This window comes from Bradyrhizobium sp. CCGB12 (assembly GCF_024199845.1).
Lineage (GTDB): Bacteria > Pseudomonadota > Alphaproteobacteria > Rhizobiales > Xanthobacteraceae > Bradyrhizobium.
Genome location: NZ_JANADO010000001.1, coordinates 936721 through 954481, shown reverse-complemented (window position 1 = coordinate 954481; position 17761 = coordinate 936721). Strand labels below are relative to the sequence as shown.

Below are 17761 nucleotides of genomic sequence, written 5' to 3'. Positions count from 1 at the left end.
TCTTTGCACAAAGCTTATGCGTCGACATCCTACAGGACCAAGAACATCTTCGTTTAGGGGCATTAGGAACGATTATGACAACTGGTTCGGCATATTGCTCCGATCTTGATCGGTAAATGCCGCTGGCCGCAGCTTTCGCCCTCCATCCGGGGACTACCCCCGTATTTCGAATCCCCGGTCAGCGCAGGCTTTCGCAGAAGCTCGCGATCCGCCGGCAGCCTTCCTTCAGCGATTCGGTATCGGTCGCGTAGGAAATGCGGAAGTACGGGCTCATTCCATAGGCGCCGCCAGGCACGGCGGCGACATGCTGCTCCTCCAGGAGCGCCGAGATGAAGTCTGCATCGGTCTCCAGCCGCCGCCCGCTCTTCGTGGTCTTGCCGATGCAGCCGGCGATGTTCGGAAACACGTAGAAGGCCCCTTCCGGCTTGTGGCAGGTGATACCCGGAATCTGATTGAGGAGCTTGACCACGAGATCGCGCCGGTCACGATAGATGTCCGCGCGCTCCTTCAGGTAGTCCTGCGGTCCGTCCAGGACCGCGACGGCCGCCGCCTGGCTCACAGTGCAGATCCCACCGGTCGCCTGACCGTGGACATTGTTCATCGCCGCGATCAGGTCCTTGGGCCCCCCGCAATAGCCGACCCGCCAGCCCGTCATGGCGTAGGCCTTGGACGCGCCGTTCACGGTCACGACGCGATTCTTCAGCCTCGGCTCAACCTCCGCGATGGTACAGAACTCAAAGCCATCATAAGTGAGATGCTCATAGATGTCGTCGGTGAGTATCCACACGTCGGGATGCTTCAACATGACATCGGCGATCGCGCGCATCTCCTCGCGCGTACAGGCGGCGCCGGTCGGATTGTTGGGAAAATTCAGGATCAACCACTTCGTCCGGGGCGTGATCGCCGCATCCAGGTCCGCCGGACGAAGCTTGAACTGGTTGTTCTCCGGGCAAGGCACCGCGATGGGCGTCGCCTCCGCCAGAAGAACGATGTCCGCATAGGTGATCCAGCCCGGCGCCGGAATGACGACCTCGTCGCCGGAATTGCAGGTGGCAAACAGCGCGTTGAAGATGATCTGCTTGCCACCATTGGCGATCAGGATCTCGTCGAGGGCGTAGTCGAGATTGTTCTCGCGCTTGAACTTGCGCTGGACCGCGGTCCGCAGCGCGACCGTTCCCGGCTGCGCCGGATATTTGGTATCGCCTGCCAGCGCTGCCCGATGTGCGGCCTCGATGGCATGCGACGGCGTCGGAAAATCGGGCTCGCCGGACGACAGGCCCACGATCTTGACGCCTGCGTCGCGGAGCTCGCGCGCCTTGTCCGTCATCGCCGCCGAGGCCGACACCTTCACGGTCCTAAGGCGGTTTGCGAGGTCAGGCATGGTCAGCTCCACTTCTCATTTCTTTCAAACGTGCGGCCTCGGATCGGCTCGCGAATCGCAATTCACCGACGACCTGGAACGTGGGTACGACCTCGATCGTCGCGACGTTCATCCGCGCCGGCGATCCCACCGCGAACGCAATGGCATCCGCGACGTCTTCGGACTGGAGCGTCTCGAAGCCGCCGACGAAGCGGGCATCCGGATTGTCGGCGGCGTTCTGGTTCTGGAAGATGCTCGTCGCCACGCGCCCGGGCGAGACTTCGGTGACGCGGACGCAAGTGCCGTAGAGATCGACGCGCAACTGCTGCGACAGTGAATGAATGCCGGCCTTCGTCGCGTGGTAGGCCACGGATGAATTGAATGTCGTGGCGTTCGCGCCGAAGGCATAGTGGCCGGCGATCGACGAGATATTGACCACGTGGCCGCTGTTCCGCATCGCCATGCCTGGCACGATCAGCCTCGTCAGGTGCAAGACTGCCCGCAGATTGACGTCGACCAGGGCGTCGACATCGTCAGGCGTTGTTTCCAGGATATTGCCGCGCCGCGACTGGCCGGCGTTGTTGACGAGAACATCGAATTCGACCGAGCTCGCAAGGCGCCTCAAGGCGTCGAGATCGTTCACATCGGCCGCACATGCGTGGCATCCGGTCTCGGCCGACAGGCTGGCCAGCCGGCGGGCGTCGCGCGCCAGCGCATGAACCTCGAGCCCCTCGGCACGGAGACGCCGAACCGTCGCAGCCCCGATACCTGAGGATGCGCCCGTCACCAACGCCGTTCGGTAGTCCGAAAATCCCATCCGCAAGGCTCTCTTGCAGTCAGCCAGAGCGGCGGGAAGCTACGTGCGGAGGCCGGCGCACGCATACAGCGGATTTGTTCTGCCCTCATAAGGACATCCAATATCCCGGCCGAAAAGTCGCCGGGCGCGTGAGCCATAAGCACACCCGATGCAGGCAGAGTGAATTTCTCTTACTCGTCTTCGCGCGTGTCCCCTTACATTTTGCGATGCTCTTCGTTCACCCATGGGAGACGGACTAAGATGTTGGAAGTCGGCAATCGGATCGTCATGGTCTCGGGGGCTTCGCGCGGCATCGGACGCGCCGTCGTCGACCGGCTCCTGGCCTCGGGCTTCCGCGTATCGGCGGGGCTTCGCGACCCGAGCCGTCTCGCCGGGAGCGAGCGGCTCATGACGCACCGCTATGATGCCGAAGACACCAAGAGCCCGATCTCCTGGGTCAACGCAACGGTCGCGCGGTGGGGCGGCGTCGATGCCATCGTCAACGCCGCCGGCATCAATCCGAAGGTGCGTGTCTCCGACGAGGGCGAGAACGAGCTGGATGAAATGTGGCGCGTGAACGTCAAGGGTCCGCTGCGCCTCGTCAGAGCCACCCTCCCTCACTTAGCCGTCTGCGGTCATGGCCGGGTCATCAATCTGGGATCTCTCGCCGGAAAGCGTGTGGGGAGCAATGTTGGCTATGCGATGACCAAGTTCGCCGTGGTTGCACTCACCCACGGCATTCGCCGGGAAGGACGCGCGGCCGGCATTCGGGCGACGGTGATCTGCCCAGGCTACGTTGCCACCGACATGACGCTGAACGACGACGAGATTCCCCGGCACGAGATGAGCCAGCCCGGCGACATCGCCCGCCTGGTGGAAACCGCGCTCATGCTGCCGAACAATGCCTCGGTCTCCGAGATGCTCGTACACTGCCAGTTCGAGCCGATGCTATAGGGCGCGGCAGCATTTACGTCATCCGAACCCAGGTGCCTTTGCATGCCGAGGACCTCACAGCAGCATCGATGAACTTCACGCCTGCCAGGCCGTCCTCAACGGCCGGGAAGATCACATCAGGATCCGACTTTTCACCGACCCTTGCCGCGCGGATGGCGCGCGCTGCCTCAGCATAAATTGTTGCGAAACCTTCAAGGTAACCCTCGGGGTGGCCGGAGGGGACGCGGGTAACCCGACCCGCCTCGCCCAAGGCGCCGGCGCCGCCGCGGGTCAGGAGCTGCTTCGGCCGGCCGTAGGGCGTAAACCAGAGCTGGTTCGGATTCTCCTGCGCCCACTCGAGGCCGCCTTTGCTGCCGTAGACGCGCAGTGTGAGGCCGTTCTCATTGCCGACGGCGACCTGGCTCGCCCACAACATGCCCTTGGCACCACCTTTCCACTTGAGGAGGATCTGGACATCGTCATCGAGGCGCCGTCCCTCGACGAAGGTCGACAGTTGGGCGAGCAGTTCCTCGAGCTCAAGGCCGGTGACGAAGCAGGCGAGATTATAGGCGTGGGTGCCGATATCGCCGATGCACCCGCCGGCGCCGGATCGGGCCGGGTCCGTACGCCATGCCGCCTGTTTATGGTCGCTTGCCTCCAATCGCTCCGTCAACCAATCCTGGAGATACTCGGCCTGGACCAGCCGGATCTCGCCGAGGTCGCCATTCGCGACCATGGCGCGGGCCTGCCGGACCATGGGGTAGCCGGTGTAGTTGTGCGTCACCACGAAGACCCGACCCGTCTTCCTGACCAACGCCACCAACTCCTCGGCCTCGGCAACGGTCGTCGTCAGCGGCTTGTCGCAGATCACGTGAATGCCGGCTTCCAAGAAGACCTTAGCGACCGGACTATGCATGTGGTTCGGTGTCACGATCGAGACCGCCTCGATCCCGTCCGCTCGCGCGGCTTCCGCCTTGGCCATCTCCTCGAGGGAGCCATAGGCACGGTCGTCGGCGATGCCGAGCTCCTTCGCGGACGCTTTGGCTCGCACCGGATCCGACGCGAGCGCGCTGGCCACAAGTTCGAACTGGTCGTCGATGCGAGCGGCAATGCGGTGGACGGCGCCGATGAAGGCCCCCTGGCCGCCGCCGACCATGCCGAGTCGGATACGACCATGATCGCCGGCTTTGTTGGTTGCAATAGTCATGTCTTCTCCTCGCTCAGGAGATGCCGAGCATCTTGCGGTTCGCTGCGTCGTCGGTGCCGGAGCCTGCGAACTCGTCGAAGGCTTTATCTGTCACCCGGATGATATGGCTCTTGATGAACTCGGCACCTTCGCGCGCGCCCTGCTCGGGATGTTTCAGCGCGCATTCCCACTCGAGCACCGCCCAGCTGTCGTAGTCGTATTGCGTGAGCTTCGAGAAGATAGCGCCGAAATCGACTTGGCCGTCGCCGAGCGATCGGAAGCGGCCGGCACGGTCGACCCAGCTCTGGAAGCCGCCATAGACGCCCTGGCGGCCCGTCGGGTTGAACTCGGCGTCCTTGACGTGAAATGCCTTGATGCGCTGGTGGTAGATGTCGATGTAGTCGAGATAGTCGAGCTGTTGCAGCACGAAGTGAGATGGGTCGTAAAGCAGGTTCGCGCGCTTGTGTCCCTTCACCCGCTCGAGAAACATCTCATAGGAGATGCCGTCGTGAAGATCCTCGCCGGGGTGGATCTCATAAGCGAGATCGACACCGTGCTCGTCGGCATAGTCGAGGATCGGTCGCCAGCGCCTGGCGAGTTCGTCGAAAGCGGCCTCGATAAGGCCAGCCGGACGCTGCGGCCAGGGGTAGACATAAGGCCAGGCAAGTGCGCCGGAGAAGGTCGCCTGCGCCGTGATCCCGAGCCGCCTGGACGCCAAGATCGCACGCTTGACCTGATCGACGGCCCACTCCGTGCGCGCCTTCGCATTGCCGCGCACCTCCGGTACGGCGAAGCCATCGAATGCCGCGTCATAGGCCGGGTGAACGGCAACGAGCTGGCCCTGGAGATGGGTCGAAAGCTCGGTAATCGCAAGCCCGTGGCTGGCCGCGATCCCCCTCACCTCGTCGGCGTAGTCCTGCGACTCCGAGGCCCTCTTCAGGTCGAAGAGCCGACTATCCCAACTCGGAATCTGAACTCCCTCGTAGCCGAGCGAGGCAACCCACCCGCAGATCGAGTCCAAGGAGTTGAACGGCGCCGAGTCGGCCGCGAACTGAGCGAGGAATATCGCCGGTCCCTTGATCATCTTCATCGAGTACTTCCTTCTTCCCGGGATGCTCAAGCAGCTGCGCCAGCTGAATTCGATACCTGACCAAGACCCGCGTCTCTTTCCTCAGCCCGATCGACGCACACGCGACAAGGCGAAACTATACGTCCCGAAGTCCAACAAACAGCGTTTCGAATTCCGTATCTGCCCTGTAGAAGACTGCGGGCCGCCCGAGCGGCGCCTTGATCGATATGTCTTGGCCGCCGGCAAATGACTGGCCCGTCCAGACGTGAATCCAGTCGGTCCTCGCCGGAAGATAGAGTTTCCGCTCATCTTCTGATGCCTGCCAGACGGGTGCGACCAGCACGTCCCGACCATAGAGATAGCAATCCTGAATGCCGTAGGTCCGCCGGTCTTCTTCGTGATGCAGGAACAACGGACGCTGCACCGGAAGGCCCCTGCGAGTTGCTTCCAGCGACAATCTCCTGAGATAGGGCGAGAGTTGAACGTAGATCGCAGTCATTCTGGCGAAATGCGAGAGGACTGCGGGGTCGTCGTCGACCTGCAAATTGTCACGGGGCCTGTTACCTTCGTGACTACGCATCACCGGCGTGAATGCCGCCATCTCGGCCCAGCGCATGAAGAGTTCGGGCGTGCGGACATTGCCGAACAGGCTCGTGTAGCCGCCGATATCGGAATGGTGAAACGCATTGCCGAGCAGTCCCGACGACAGCGCGGCGCAGATCACCGTGACCAAGCCGTCATGCCGCGAAAAGTCGACCGATTGATCACCGGCCCAGAGCAAAGGGCAATATTTCTGCGCGCCCGTGAAGCCGGCGCGCATGAAAAACAGCGCTTCGCCAATCTTGCATCGGCTCGCCACTGCCTCCGCGTTCACCTCTGCCCATAGCGTCGGCCATTGATTGTGCATGAGCTTCGCATCGACGCCGTTGGCGAGACGCACGTCGGTCGGCAGGTACTCGCCAAAATCGGCCATCCAGCCAGACAGGCCGTAATCGAGCATCCTCACGCCGATGATCTCTTCGGAGAACCATGCCGCGGCGTCCGGATTGCTGAAATCGACGATGCCGCAGTGAAATTCGCCGAAATCGATCAGGGCGGTTCGGTCGGAGCTATCCTTGACGAAATAATCCGCATCCTCCGCCTCCTTAAACAGAACGCCGTCGTCGCAGAGGTACGGGTTCACATAGCCGAGAAAGCGAATGCCGTCGTTGCCCAATTCGGCGATGCGCTGTCGGAGGCCCGGATACCGTGTCTCGTTTGCCTGCCAGTCCCAGAACAGTCGCGCGCCGAAAGCAGTCTGCCGAATCCCGACCCAATCCTCGCACCACAGACCGGCAACCTTGACGCCTGCTTCACGTATCTTCGCGAGGCGATTGAACGAGTTCGCTCCATCCTTCAGGCCGATGATCGCGCCATTGTAGATCCACTCTGGAAGTGGTGGCTGGCGTCCAAAACGGCTGGACAGCATCTCCACCAGTCCGACGAAGGTCGGCGCGGCGAACAGCTCAATGCGCTCCGGAACGGTCCAGACTTCAATCTCGTGAAAGGAATGATCACGAAAATCAAAAGCACCATAGGCGAACGTTGCGACGTGAAGCGCATAGCGCGCCGAGGACACATAAGTCGGCTGGGGATAGTTCGTATGATAGTAGTCGCCGCCCGCTTGGCCCGCCACGTCTGCCTTGAACGTGATCTCGGTGGTCTTGTCGCGCCCGACGCCTGGCTCCGAACTCCACAACGGAAACCGCCGCCCGCGCAGATCGAAGTAGGAGAATTGCTCGCCTCCGCCCCAGACATTCTCGTCCCGGTCGGCAACGACACGCAGCCAAAATCGGTTGACGGATGGATCAAGGGCCCGCAGCACCAGCGCGTTGGCCTCGAGCGTGACGCCCAGCCGCGGGGGCTGCCCCTTGGCGGCGGCAAGCGCGATCATTTCGCCGTCCATCTCGGCATGCGCCAGCGGACAGCGTTCGGCAACGCGATCTTCGATCTCGAAGCGACCGCGATGCATCGTGATGCTATCGTTCCCCTGCCCCACAAAGAAGCATGGCGCCGTGGCACTATGGGTGAGAATTCGGCGGCCAGAAATGGAAACCGCGAAGCCGGATTGGGTGATCTCTAGTTCCAGGTTCATTCCTCTTCGTCCCTTCAGGTCGGGCCGGCATCAACGACGAAGTTCGTTCCTGTGCAGCCTGCGCTCTTGATGTCGACGCAAGAGACGATCGCACGTTGGGACGCAAAGGCCCTGACCATTTCGGCGCCAATTCCAGACGCCCCGCCAGTAATCAGCACGCTGCGACCAGCCAGTGAGGCGTAGCGAACCGAATCGTAAACTGCCATTTGGGAACCTCGTTAAGCTATATATCAAGCCCTGGACCTCATCCCTTGAGGCCGCCCGCGGTCAGCCCCGAGACGACGCGCTCCTGGAAGATCACGATCAGGATCGCGACTGGCACGATACCCACGACGAGCGCGGCGGATATGACCGGCCACGGAAACGCAAACTCTCCCTGATAGAGCTGGATTCCGACAGGCAGCGTCCGCAGTCCCGGGTTGGAGTTGAACGACAGGGCCAGCAGGAATTCGTCCCAGGAGTTGACGAAGGCAAGGATTCCGGCCGTGAATACGCCCGGCGCCGAGAGCGGAACCACCACCTTGAAAAGCGCGCCAAATCGCGTGCAGCCATCAATCATGGCAGCATTCTCCAGATCGCGCGGAATAGCTTCGAAGAAGGACGTCAGCACCAGGGTGCAGACCGGCAGACTCAGTACCGTGTAGGGCAGGATCAATGCGGTCCAAGTGTTGAGCAGATTGAGTGCACGCATCGTCTCGAACAGGGGAACCAGCAGCGTCACCAGCGGGAAGGTTGAGACCGCGATGATTACCGACATGATCAATCCTCTGAATCGGAGATTCAGCCGCGCAAGCGCATAGGCCGCCAGAACCGAGATCAGCAGGGTCAACGCGGTCGACAGCAGCGCGACCATGACGCTATTGAACAGGAACGTGAGCAGCGGCTGATCGGAGAACGCCTGGCTGTAATTCCGCAGCGTCGCCGCGTGCGGCAGCCAGGTGATCGGCTTCGCCGTGAGCTCCGCCTCGGTCTTGAACGAGGTCAGCAGAATCCACAGCGCCGGGAACAGGCCGTTCACGACGGAATAAGCGCGGCGATGATCCGCAACGGTTTGCCGGACAAGGCCGAGCCGGCGGCGGAGAATACAGCCATGTTCATGATGCGGACTCGCTGCCGCGGATCATGCGCAGGTAAAGCGCCGTGACGCACATCGAAAGGCCGAACATCACCACCGCAAGCGCCGATCCATAACCGAGGTCGAGGAATGACACGGTGTTCTGATGGATGTACATCGCCAACGTCGCAGTGGCGGTACCCGGCCCGCCTCCCGTCATCATGTAGGGAATATCGAAGGTCTGCAGCGCGGTAATGGTGCGGAAGATCAGAGCGACCACGATCGTGGGCTTCAACAGCGGCAGCGTGATCTCGAAGAACTGCCGCACACGCCCTGCCCCGTCGACGTCCGCGGCCTCGTAGAGGGAACGCGGAATGGTCTGCAATCCGGCAAGGATAATCATCGCCATGAAGGACGAAGCCTTCCAGATGATGGCGAGGCAGATCGCGGCGAAGGCGAGACGCGGCGAATTGAACCAGACCACGCCCGGCAGGCCGATCCGATTGAGCACGTCGTTGACGACGCCGTATTCCGAATGGAAGAACCATGCAAAGATCAGGCCCGCGAACGCAAGCGGGAGCGCCCAAGGAATCAAAAGCGAGAGCCTCACCGGCCATCGCATTTGGAACGGCAGATTGGCGAGCAGCGCAAGTCCGAGTCCGACCAACAGCGCGCCGGGCACTGTGATGAGCGTGATCAAGATCGTGTTCCAGGTCGCCTGCCAAAAGACGGGATCTTCCAGCATCTGCTGATAGTTGGCGAGGCCGGCGAACCGCGCCGGCAGGCCCGAGGTCAGCGACAGGTCGAGGAAGCTCGTGTAGATGAGCCGGCCCACTGGATAGACGATCATCACGCTGAGCAGGATCGCGGCGGGTGCCAAGAGCAGCACGGCGAGCGTCGTTTCGTCCGGGTCGAGCCAACGCGACAGCCTTGTACGTCGCGCATCGACGCGACCGGCTGCGTTCTTGAACGTGAATGTCATCGTCGTTAAGTCCGATCCGGATTGCGCGCAAGACGACGCTGGAATTCGCGACCACGAGCGGGTGCCAAGCACGCCCGCTCGTCGCCGGATCATGCCTTAGCGGAGGATCCGCTTCAGGCGAGCCTCGATTTGGGCAGCGCCGTCCGCCGGCGTGGTCACGCCCGCAAGCACCGCGTTGACGGTGGTCCGGATCGCTTCACTGACCTCGTTGTAACGCGGCGTCACCGGACGCGGCTTCGCCGTCTCGACAATCGGCTGAGCGTCGGCGAACCACGGCACCGCCTTAGTCACGTCCGCGTCTTTGTAGAGCTTGCCGTAAGTCGGCAGCAACGAGCCGTTGATGGCCATGAATTTGGAGACTTCGGGGCTCGACAGATACGCGACGAGTTTCTTCGCCTCCTCTTGATGCTTGGAAAAGGCGGAAACGCCCCATTCCCAACCTCCGAGGCAAGTCGCCTGTTCGCCGCCACTGACTGCCGGGAGCCGTGCGACGCCGACCTTGCCGACCACGGCGGAGTCCGCGCCCTGCGTCATGGCCCATGCGTAGGCCCAGTTCACCGCGAATACGACGTTGCCGGCTTGGAACTCCTTGCGCGTGTCGTCGGTCGCAACTTCGGCAATGTTCTTCTTGGCGACACCACTATCGGCGAAGCCCTTCCAAAGTGCGAGCGATTTCGCCGCGGCCTCACGATCGAAATCGAGCTTGCCGTCCTTCACAATCGTCTTGCCCTGGCTCCAGTAGGGTACGAGGAAAGTGCAGACCGCACCTTCGATCGCCTTGCCCTGGAACGAGAGGCCCTGCAGGTTCGAATTCTGCTCACCGTCCGCGATTTTCTTCGCGGCGGCCGCGAGTTCGTCCCAGGTTTTTGGCGGCTGGAGCCCGTATTTGTCGAGCAGGTCCTTGCGATAGTAGAGGAACATGGAATCCGCAAAGGCGGGGAGCGCCACGACCTTGCCGTCGACGGTGTTCGCCTCCGCATAAGCGCGGAGATAAGACGACATGTTTTCGCTTGCGATCGGGCTGGTCCAGCCCGCAGCCGCAAATTGCGCCGGCCTAATGACGTCGAGCATCAGCACGTCGAGTGAAGAGTCCTTCGCCGTGAGGACCGTATTGAGATATTGCGCCTGCAGATCCGAGGTCGCGCCGCCCAGTTCGATAGTGACTTTGACGCCCGGATTGCGCGCTTCGTATTGATCGAGCACCTTGCGCCAGATGCCGGGCTGACCCTGGCTTGTGACGAAGAGCTTCAACGAGGTGTCGGCGGACGCGCCGGTCGCGAATGCGAATACTCCAAACCCGAGCAGCAGTCCCGTTATCTTTGAAATGCGTCCCAAACTCATGCCGTCCTCCCGAATAAGATCGCCGCTTTGCGCGCGACGTTACTGACTTGTGGTTGATGGCCTCGCCGTGCACCTCTTACTGCAAGGCACGCTCCGTCTCCGCATCGAACAGATGAATCTTTGCAGGGTCGAGGCCCAGCCTGAACGCCTCACCGGTTCGCGGGCGTAACTCGGGCGGCAACCGCGCGGTCAATGTCGCGCCGCCCACCGAGAAATGCACCAGCGTATCGGAGCCAAGCGGCTCGACGACCTGGACCTCGCAGTTCAGGCCGACATCAGACGTCCCGGATGTGAAATGCTCGGGCCTGATGCCGACGATGAATTCGCGCCCGTCAGCGGCTGCGATTCCGGTGCGGGTCAAAGCCGCAAGCGGCAGACGGTTGCCGTCGGCGAAATCGAGATAGCCGTGGGAAGCCCTAGCCTTGGCGAAGTTCATCGACGGAGAGCCGACGAAGCTGCCGACGAAGACGTTGGCCGGATTGTTGTAGACCTCATCGGGCGTTCCGATCTGCTCGATATCGCCGCCGCGAAGAATGACAATGCGATCGGCCAATGTCATCGCCTCGACCTGATCGTGGGTCACATAGACGATGGTGGTTCCTATCGTCTGGTGCAGCCTTTTGATTTCCGTGCGCACCTGACCGCGCAGCTTCGCGTCGAGATTGGACAACGGCTCATCGAATAGAAACACCTGCGGCCGTCGAACGATGGCCCGGCCCATTGCAACCCGCTGGCGCTGTCCACCGGAGAGCTGTCCGGGCCGCCGATCGAGAAGATGGGTGATGCCGAGCATTTCCGCCGCGACGCTGATCTTTGCGTCCGCTTCCGCAGGGTTCGCGCCCCGCACCTTCAGGCTGAATCCCATGTTCTCGCGAACTGTCTTGTGCGGGTAGAGCGCGTAGTCCTGGAACACCATGGCAATGTCGCGCTCGCGCGGCGGCAGATCGTTGACGATCCGATCGCCGATCCGGACTTCACCGCTGCTGATGCTTTCGAGTCCGGCGATCATGCGCAGCGTCGTCGATTTGCCGCAGCCGGACGGGCCAACCAGCACCACGAACTCGCCATCGATGATCTCGAGATCGATGGCCTTCACGACGCGGAACGCGCCATAGCTCTTCTCAAGCTTGCGCAGGCTGACCGAAGCCATGACCCTTTTCTCCCGTCCCGACGGTTCTTGCAGCCGCGGTAGCTAGCCGATAGTAGCGCTGCGATTTTTGGAAATCAACGGCCGACCTACGCCAGCTCAATCCAGCGAGTTAGGAGGCAGAATCGTATTGTATCTATCTGATTATAATAGTAATATCATTCCGGCTGGAAGAATGCGATTGTATCGCACCAAAACCTAGGCTAGATAGTAGCGCTATTATTTTGGATCCACCAGGGGAATGGCGCCACCAAAGCCCACACGCACCCGGCGCAAGATGCAGCGGGTCACGATCATGGATGTGGCGGCGCGCGCCGAGCTATCGCCGTCCACAGTGTCCCTCTATTTCAGGAAGCCCGATGCGGTCTCGGCGGCGGCGAGCGAGTCGATCGCACGCGCCATCGAGGCGCTCGACTACGTGCCGAACCTGATGGCCGGCGGCCTCGCGGCGGCGTCATCGCGCGTCGTGAGCATCATCGTGCCATCCGTCCGCAATGCGTTCTTCGCCGAGACCGTCGCGGCACTGCAGGACGAGCTCGGCAAGCAGCGACTGCAGGTGATGCTCAGCCACACCGAGTACAAGGAGCACGACGAGGAAAACCTGGTCCGCACGGCGCTGGCCTGGGCGCCCGCCGCCGTCGTCTTGACCGGCCTCTCGCACAGCACCGCGACGCGCAGGTTGTTGTGTGACAGCAAGGTGCCGGTCGTCGAAATCTGGGAGCTCGGATCCCAGACCATGGACATGGCGGTCGGTTTTCACCACGATCAGGTCGGTCATGCCGCCGCGTCGCATCTCGTTCAGCGCGGCCGCAAGCGATTGCTGTTTCTCGGCGCCCGCCTGCACGAGGATCGCCGCGCGGCACGGCGCGCCCAGGGCTTCGTCGAGACGGCGCGGAACGTGCCTGATGTCACGGCGGAGATCATCCAGCATCCAGCACCCGCGAGCGCCGAGGTCGGTGCCATGCTGCTCGGCGAGGCCCTGCATCGCTTTCCAGATGTGAACGGGATTGCCTGCTCCAACGATCACATCGCCCTCGGCGTGATCTTCGAGTGCCAGCGCCTCGGCGTCGCAATCCCCGAGCGCCTGTCGGTGGTGGGCTTCGGCGACTTGAGCTTCAGCGCGGCGTCCAATCCGTCGTTGACCACCATCCGCCCGCCGGGCGACCTGATCGGGAAGGAGGCCGCGCGGCTGATCATCGCAAGAATCTCGCACGCCGATGTCAACCCGGAACAGGCCGTCATCGATACGCGTTTTACTCTGCTCCATCGGCAGAGCAGCTAGTTGGAAATTCAGTCACCTGTATGCACCGATAATCCAAACTCGGAAGTAGTGATGATGAAGTCCGCCGAAACAAGGGATCACCTTTCCTAGACGATGCCTGCCGAAGTCCCCCCGACGTTGGGGCGTTCCCTCGCCTTTTGCGCCCGATAGCTGGACGCGCGATAGGCCGCGATTGGTGCGATCGCCCCGCCGGCCCGCATACGGGCGACGGCCAGAAGCGGCGAGACGTCGGTCGTGAAGGCACGCTTTAATTCGAGATGCGCGCCGAGCGCATCATTGGCCTCTTGCGCCGCTTCGAGCGCCCTGCGATCAACCACCAGTGCCTGCGCATAGGCGCGCTGCAACTCGATCGCCGATTGCATCAGGCTCTCGATCGGGTCCGTCACGTTATGCGACTGGTCGATCATATAAGCTGGCGCGAAGTCTTCCGCCTTGCGACGCGCGGCGTCGATCAACTCGTTGAAGACGAGAAACAACCGGAATGGCTCGACCGAGCCGCTATCGAGATCGTCGTCGCCATATTTTGAATCATTGAAATGGAAGCCCGCGAGCTTCCCGAAGCGCACGAGCCGGGCGACGATCTGCTCGATGTTCACGTTCGGCGCATGATGGCCGAGATCGACGAGACAATACGCCTTGGGGCCGAGCTCCTGCGCGACAGCGAAACTCGTGCCCCAATCCGAGATCACGGTCGAATAGAACGCCGGCTCGTAGAGCTTGTGCTCGAGGAACACCCGCCAGTCGGCGGGCAGTGCCGCGACGATCTCGCGCATCGCGTCGATATAGCGGTCGAGCGCCTTGGTCAGATTCGATTGGCCGGCAAAGTTCGAGCCGTCGGCGATCCAGACGGTCAACGCCTTCGAACCGAGCTTCCGCCCGATATCGATGCATTCGATATTGTGTGCGACCGCCTGAGCGCGCACACGCGCATCGCTATGCGACAGCGAGCCGAATTTGTACGAAAGCTCCTGCCCCGGCTGATCCTGGAACGTGTTGGAGTTGACCGCGTCGAAAGCAAGGCCGTGCATCGCGGCCTGCTCGCGCAAGGCCGCATAGTCGTCGACCTTGTCCCACGGAATATGCGGCGAGATGGTCGGAGTGGCCCGTGCCAATCGCTGGATCACGGCGCAATCGTCGATCTTCTCGAAGACATTGCGCGGCTCACCCGGCTCCGGAAAGCAGGCAAATCGCGTCCCCCCTGTGCCGACACCCCAGGTCGGAATGGCGACGCCGAAGGCCACGACCTTCTGCACCAGGGCCTCCGCGTCGATCCCGTGCCGCGCCAACGTACGCTTTAGCGCCTCATAATCTTCGGCGGTCGCGTCTTCGAGTCGCGCGTTGTGGCCGGCAATGAAATCCGCGCTGATCGAGAACGGTGTGCTCATCGCGTAAAGGCCTGGGCATTGCCGGCGTCGACATTGAGGATGTTGCCGGTCGATTTGGCCGAAAGGTCGGACGCGAAGAAATAGACACCCTCGGCAATATCCTCAGGGAAAACTGACAGTTTGAGCATCGAGCGCTGTCGGTAGACTTCCTCGAGCTGGTCTTCGGTGACCTTGTTGGACGCCGCACGTTGCTGACGCCACTCGCCCTCCCAGATCTTCGAGCCGCGCAGCACCGCATCGGGATTGACCGTGTTGACGCGGATGCCATGTGCTGCGCCTTCCAGCGCCAGGCAGCGGGCGAGATGGATCTCCGACGCCTTGGCTGCGCAATAGGCCGAAGCGCCAGCCGAAGCGGCAAGGCCGTTTTTCGAGGCGACGAAGATGATGGCGCCGCCGATGCTCTGGCGCTGCATCAGCCGGAATGCCTCGCGCGAGACGAGGAAATAGCCCGTGGCGAGAATGTCCATGTTCTTCTGCCAGAGCCCAAGACTCGTGTCCTCGACCGGCGAAGCCGAGGCGATCCCGGCATTCGAGACGACGATGTCGACACCGCCAAAGGCGCGCGCGGCTTCTTCGAACGAGGCAACCACCGCCGCCTCGTCGGTCACATCGAGCTTCACACCGATCGCCGCGTCACGGCCATGGCGTTTCGTGATCGCCGCAACGCGCTCGCTGAGCGTCTTCTCGTCGATATCGGCAATGACGAGGCAGGCGCCTTCACCGAGCAGCCGCTGCGCGGTCGCCCCGCCGATGCCGCCGGCGCCGCCGGTCACATAGGCGATCCGCCCGGCGAGCGATTTCGGCTTGGGCATGCGCTGCAGCTTGGCCTCTTCGAGCAGCCAATATTCGATATTGAAGGCCTCTTGCTCGGCAAGGCCGACATAAGAACTGACGCCCGAGGCGCCGCGCATGACGTTGATGGCGTTGACGTAGAACTCGGCGGCGACGCGCGCCGTCGCCTTGTCCTTTGCAAACGTGAACATGCCGATTCCCGGCGCGAGATACACGACCGCGTTGGGATCGCGCATGGCCGGCGAGTCCGGATGTTTGCAGCGCTCGTAATAAGCGGCGTAGTCACGCCGGTAAGCGGCGAGAACGTCGTCGATGCCGGCGATCACCTCGTCGAGATTGTCGCGCATGGGATCATAGGGCAGCAACAATGGGCGGATCTTAGTACGAAGAAAGTGATCCGGACAGGAGGTGCCGAGCGGCGCCAGCTTCGTCAGCGCGCTGGAGTTGACGAACTCCAGCACCTCCAGAGCATCGGTGAAATGGCCGATCTTGCGCTCGTCAGCAGAGATCTTGCCGCGGATCAGCGGCATCAGCCGGGCCGCGATCGCGCGACGTTTTTCCGGCAAGGCCGTCGGGACCTTGGCGCTGCCGAAGGCCGGTTTCTGCTCATGCGTCGCAAGCCAATCGGCGGCCTGCTGAATCACGCGCAAGGTCATCTCGTAACAAGCTTTCGACGTCTCTGCCCAGGTGAAGAGCCCGTGCCCGCCCAGGACCACGCCGACATAGTCGGGATGCCGCGCGGCCATGTCGCCGAGTTTCAGGCCGAGATCGAAGCCAGGCCGCTGCCACGGCAGGAAGCCAAGCTTGCCGCCAAAAACCTCGCGAGTCAGACGCTCGGCGTCGGCGGAGGCCGCGATGGCGATGACCGCGTCCGCATGGACGTGATCGACATGCCGGTGCGGCACGAAGGCGTGGAGGGGCGTATCGATCGACGTCGCGCGCGGATTGAGATCGAAGGTGCAGTGATTGAACAAGGCGACCATCTCGTCCTCATGGGCGAGGCCGCGATAAAGGCCTTTCAGGCTCTCCAGCTTGTCGAGGTACAGCGTCGAAAAGCCGTCGCGCTTCATCGAGCCGAGGTCGCCGCCCGATCCTTTGACCCAGAGCACGGATACGTTCTCGCGCGTCAGCGGATCCTTCACCTGGACCTTGGCCGAGGTGTTGCCGCCGCCGAAATTGGTGATGCGCAGATCGGCTCCGAGCAGGTTCGAGCGATAAAGCAATTGACCTGCTTCATCGAACCCGGCGGCGAGTTCGTCGTCCCAAAGGTTGGACAGGGGCGTGGCCGCTACCTCGCTCATTAGGCATCTCCCTGTGCTTGATCTCTGGGCAGCTTAGGTCACGCATTCAATCAAGGTCAATCACCGACATTCAGAACTGCGACGCAATATGATTGATGCAGCGCGAGATTGATCGGTTGTGACGGTTTGCTGTTGACCGCTGGTCGAGGGCATGAATTAGTCAACGGCAAAGAGAGGATGGGACGTGCACGAGCGAGAACGCTGGCAGGTCATCAAGGCACTCTTGCGCGAGCGGTCGCTGGTGCGCATCGCTGACGCCTGTCGCGCGACCGGTGTCTCCGAAGCCTCGATACGGCGCGATTTCGCCAGGCTCGCCGAACAAGGTGTCGCGATCAGGGTGCACGGCGGCCTCGAAGCTCTGCCGGACACCGCCAACGTGCCGGGCGCCGTCCTCTCTCTTGCCACCCGCTCTTTCGACATCAGCCAGGCGCTCAATATCGACGCCAAGCGCGCCATTGCGAAAGCGGCGGTCGCACTCTGCGCCGATGGCGAGACGATCATCATCAATGGCGGCTCGACCACCTACCAGATGGGCGAATATCTGCGCGAGCGCCGTCTGAAGGTGTTGACCAATTCCTATCTGCTCGCCGAAGCGCTGATCCACACATCGAAATGTCGCGTCGCCTTGCCGGGGGGCGAGGTCTATCGTGAGCAGGGCATGATCGTCTCGCCCTTTGAGGAGGATGCGATCCAGCACTATTCGGCGACGCGGATGTTCATGAGTGCGATCTCGATCGCACCGCTCGGCGTGATCGAGGGCGATCCCCTGCTCGCCCGCGCCGAATCGAAACTGCTGAAGCGGGCCGACAAGCTGATCGTGCTCGCCGACTCCTCGAAGTTTGTCTCGCGCGGTAGCCTTGTCGTCTGCCCGCTATCGCGCATCGATACGCTGATCACCGACGCCGGCGCGCCAAGCGACGCACTCGACATGCTGCGCGGGCACGGTGTTCGCGTCGTGGTCGTCGATGCAGACTCCCAAACCAATGCGGCGGCGTGACC

The 17761-nt window shown here is 62.2% G+C and carries 13 protein-coding genes and 2 pseudogenes; 3 read left to right on the top strand and 12 right to left on the bottom strand.

Annotated features, from left to right (window positions below):
* Positions 1-178: 178 nt before the first annotated feature.
* Entirely contained in the window at positions 179-1381 is a 1203-nt protein-coding gene (locus NLM27_RS04410; RefSeq protein WP_254142181.1) for a pyridoxal phosphate-dependent aminotransferase, read from the bottom strand.
* Positions 1374-2177 (bottom strand): SDR family oxidoreductase, encoded by an 804-nt coding sequence (locus NLM27_RS04405; protein ID WP_254142180.1) that lies wholly within the window; start codon positions 2175-2177, stop codon positions 1374-1376. Before NLM27_RS04405 ends, NLM27_RS04410 begins: the two co-directional genes overlap by 8 nt.
* 240 nt (positions 2178-2417) lie before the next feature.
* Between NLM27_RS04405 and NLM27_RS04400 the strand changes: the two genes are divergently transcribed.
* Positions 2418-3110 carry an SDR family NAD(P)-dependent oxidoreductase gene (locus NLM27_RS04400; RefSeq protein ID WP_254142179.1) on the top strand — a complete coding sequence of 231 codons (693 nt, stop codon included), beginning with the start codon at positions 2418-2420 and terminating at the stop codon, positions 3108-3110.
* 13 nt (positions 3111-3123) lie between these two features.
* On the opposite strand, the gene NLM27_RS04395 is transcribed toward NLM27_RS04400, so the two are convergent.
* The 8 genes and pseudogenes from NLM27_RS04395 to NLM27_RS04360 form a co-directional block, all read right to left on the bottom strand.
* Positions 3124-4296 carry a Gfo/Idh/MocA family protein gene (locus tag NLM27_RS04395; protein WP_254142178.1) on the bottom strand — a complete coding sequence of 391 codons (1173 nt, stop codon included), beginning with the start codon at positions 4294-4296 and terminating at the stop codon, positions 3124-3126.
* Positions 4297-4309: 13 nt separating this feature from the next.
* Entirely contained in the window at positions 4310-5365 is a 1056-nt protein-coding gene (locus NLM27_RS04390) for a sugar phosphate isomerase/epimerase (RefSeq protein ID WP_254142177.1), read from the bottom strand.
* 115 nt (positions 5366-5480) lie between these two features.
* A complete protein-coding gene (locus tag NLM27_RS04385; RefSeq protein ID WP_254148748.1) occupies positions 5481-7472 on the bottom strand; it encodes an alpha-glucosidase in 1992 nt (663 codons plus the stop codon).
* A gap of 65 nt (positions 7473-7537) precedes the next feature.
* Positions 7538-7684 (bottom strand): annotated as a pseudogene (locus NLM27_RS04380) (3-oxoacyl-ACP reductase); the annotation flags it as partial.
* Positions 7685-7722: 38 nt separating this feature from the next.
* Positions 7723-8576: pseudogene (locus tag NLM27_RS04375) on the bottom strand (carbohydrate ABC transporter permease).
* Positions 8573-9514, bottom strand: coding sequence for a carbohydrate ABC transporter permease (locus NLM27_RS04370; RefSeq protein WP_254142176.1), 942 nt, complete (start codon positions 9512-9514; stop codon positions 8573-8575). The pseudogene NLM27_RS04375 and the gene NLM27_RS04370 overlap by 4 nt, the downstream one beginning before the upstream one ends.
* A gap of 96 nt (positions 9515-9610) precedes the next feature.
* Entirely contained in the window at positions 9611-10855 is a 1245-nt protein-coding gene (locus NLM27_RS04365; RefSeq protein WP_254142175.1) for an ABC transporter substrate-binding protein, read from the bottom strand.
* Positions 10856-10931: 76 nt separating this feature from the next.
* The gene (locus NLM27_RS04360; protein ID WP_254142174.1) at positions 10932-12005 is read right to left on the bottom strand and encodes an ABC transporter ATP-binding protein; all 1074 of its coding nucleotides are present in this window, start codon (positions 12003-12005) and stop codon (positions 10932-10934) included.
* A 238-nt stretch (positions 12006-12243) separates the two neighbouring features.
* On the opposite strand from NLM27_RS04360, the gene NLM27_RS04355 reads away from it, so the two are divergent.
* Positions 12244-13284, top strand: a complete 1041-nt coding sequence (locus tag NLM27_RS04355; RefSeq protein ID WP_254142173.1) for a LacI family DNA-binding transcriptional regulator — start codon at positions 12244-12246, stop codon at positions 13282-13284.
* Positions 13285-13370: 86 nt separating this feature from the next.
* Here the strand turns inward: NLM27_RS04355 and rhaI are convergent, their stop codons facing one another.
* Both rhaI and NLM27_RS04345 read right to left on the bottom strand, forming a co-directional pair.
* Positions 13371-14669, bottom strand: a complete 1299-nt coding sequence (gene rhaI / locus NLM27_RS04350; protein WP_254142172.1) for an L-rhamnose catabolism isomerase — start codon at positions 14667-14669, stop codon at positions 13371-13373.
* The gene (locus NLM27_RS04345; protein WP_254142171.1) at positions 14666-16762 is read right to left on the bottom strand and encodes a bifunctional rhamnulose-1-phosphate aldolase/short-chain dehydrogenase; all 2097 of its coding nucleotides are present in this window, start codon (positions 16760-16762) and stop codon (positions 14666-14668) included. The genes rhaI and NLM27_RS04345 overlap by 4 nt, the downstream gene beginning before the upstream one ends.
* Before the next feature lie 184 nt (positions 16763-16946).
* Here NLM27_RS04345 and NLM27_RS04340 point away from each other — a divergent pair, with 184 nt between their 5' ends.
* On the top strand, positions 16947-17759 hold the full coding sequence (locus NLM27_RS04340; RefSeq protein WP_254142170.1) for a DeoR/GlpR family DNA-binding transcription regulator: 813 nt from the start codon (positions 16947-16949) through the stop codon (positions 17757-17759).
* Positions 17760-17761 lie beyond the last annotated feature (2 nt).

Coding starts and splice junctions, on each gene's coding strand:
- NLM27_RS04410 (WP_254142181.1), bottom strand. CDS start 1,381: ATGCCTGACCTCGCAAACCGCCTTAGGACCGTGAAGGTGTCGGCCTCG.
- NLM27_RS04405 (WP_254142180.1), bottom strand. CDS start 2,177: ATGGGATTTTCGGACTACCGAACGGCGTTGGTGACGGGCGCATCCTCA.
- NLM27_RS04400 (WP_254142179.1), top strand. CDS start 2,418: ATGTTGGAAGTCGGCAATCGGATCGTCATGGTCTCGGGGGCTTCGCGC.
- NLM27_RS04395 (WP_254142178.1), bottom strand. CDS start 4,296: ATGACTATTGCAACCAACAAAGCCGGCGATCATGGTCGTATCCGACTC.
- NLM27_RS04390 (WP_254142177.1), bottom strand. CDS start 5,365: ATGAAGATGATCAAGGGACCGGCGATATTCCTCGCTCAGTTCGCGGCC.
- NLM27_RS04370 (WP_254142176.1), bottom strand. CDS start 9,514: ATGACATTCACGTTCAAGAACGCAGCCGGTCGCGTCGATGCGCGACGT.
- NLM27_RS04365 (WP_254142175.1), bottom strand. CDS start 10,855: ATGAGTTTGGGACGCATTTCAAAGATAACGGGACTGCTGCTCGGGTTT.
- NLM27_RS04360 (WP_254142174.1), bottom strand. CDS start 12,005: ATGGCTTCGGTCAGCCTGCGCAAGCTTGAGAAGAGCTATGGCGCGTTC.
- NLM27_RS04355 (WP_254142173.1), top strand. CDS start 12,244: ATGGCGCCACCAAAGCCCACACGCACCCGGCGCAAGATGCAGCGGGTC.
- rhaI (WP_254142172.1), bottom strand. CDS start 14,669: ATGAGCACACCGTTCTCGATCAGCGCGGATTTCATTGCCGGCCACAAC.
- NLM27_RS04345 (WP_254142171.1), bottom strand. CDS start 16,762: ATGAGCGAGGTAGCGGCCACGCCCCTGTCCAACCTTTGGGACGACGAA.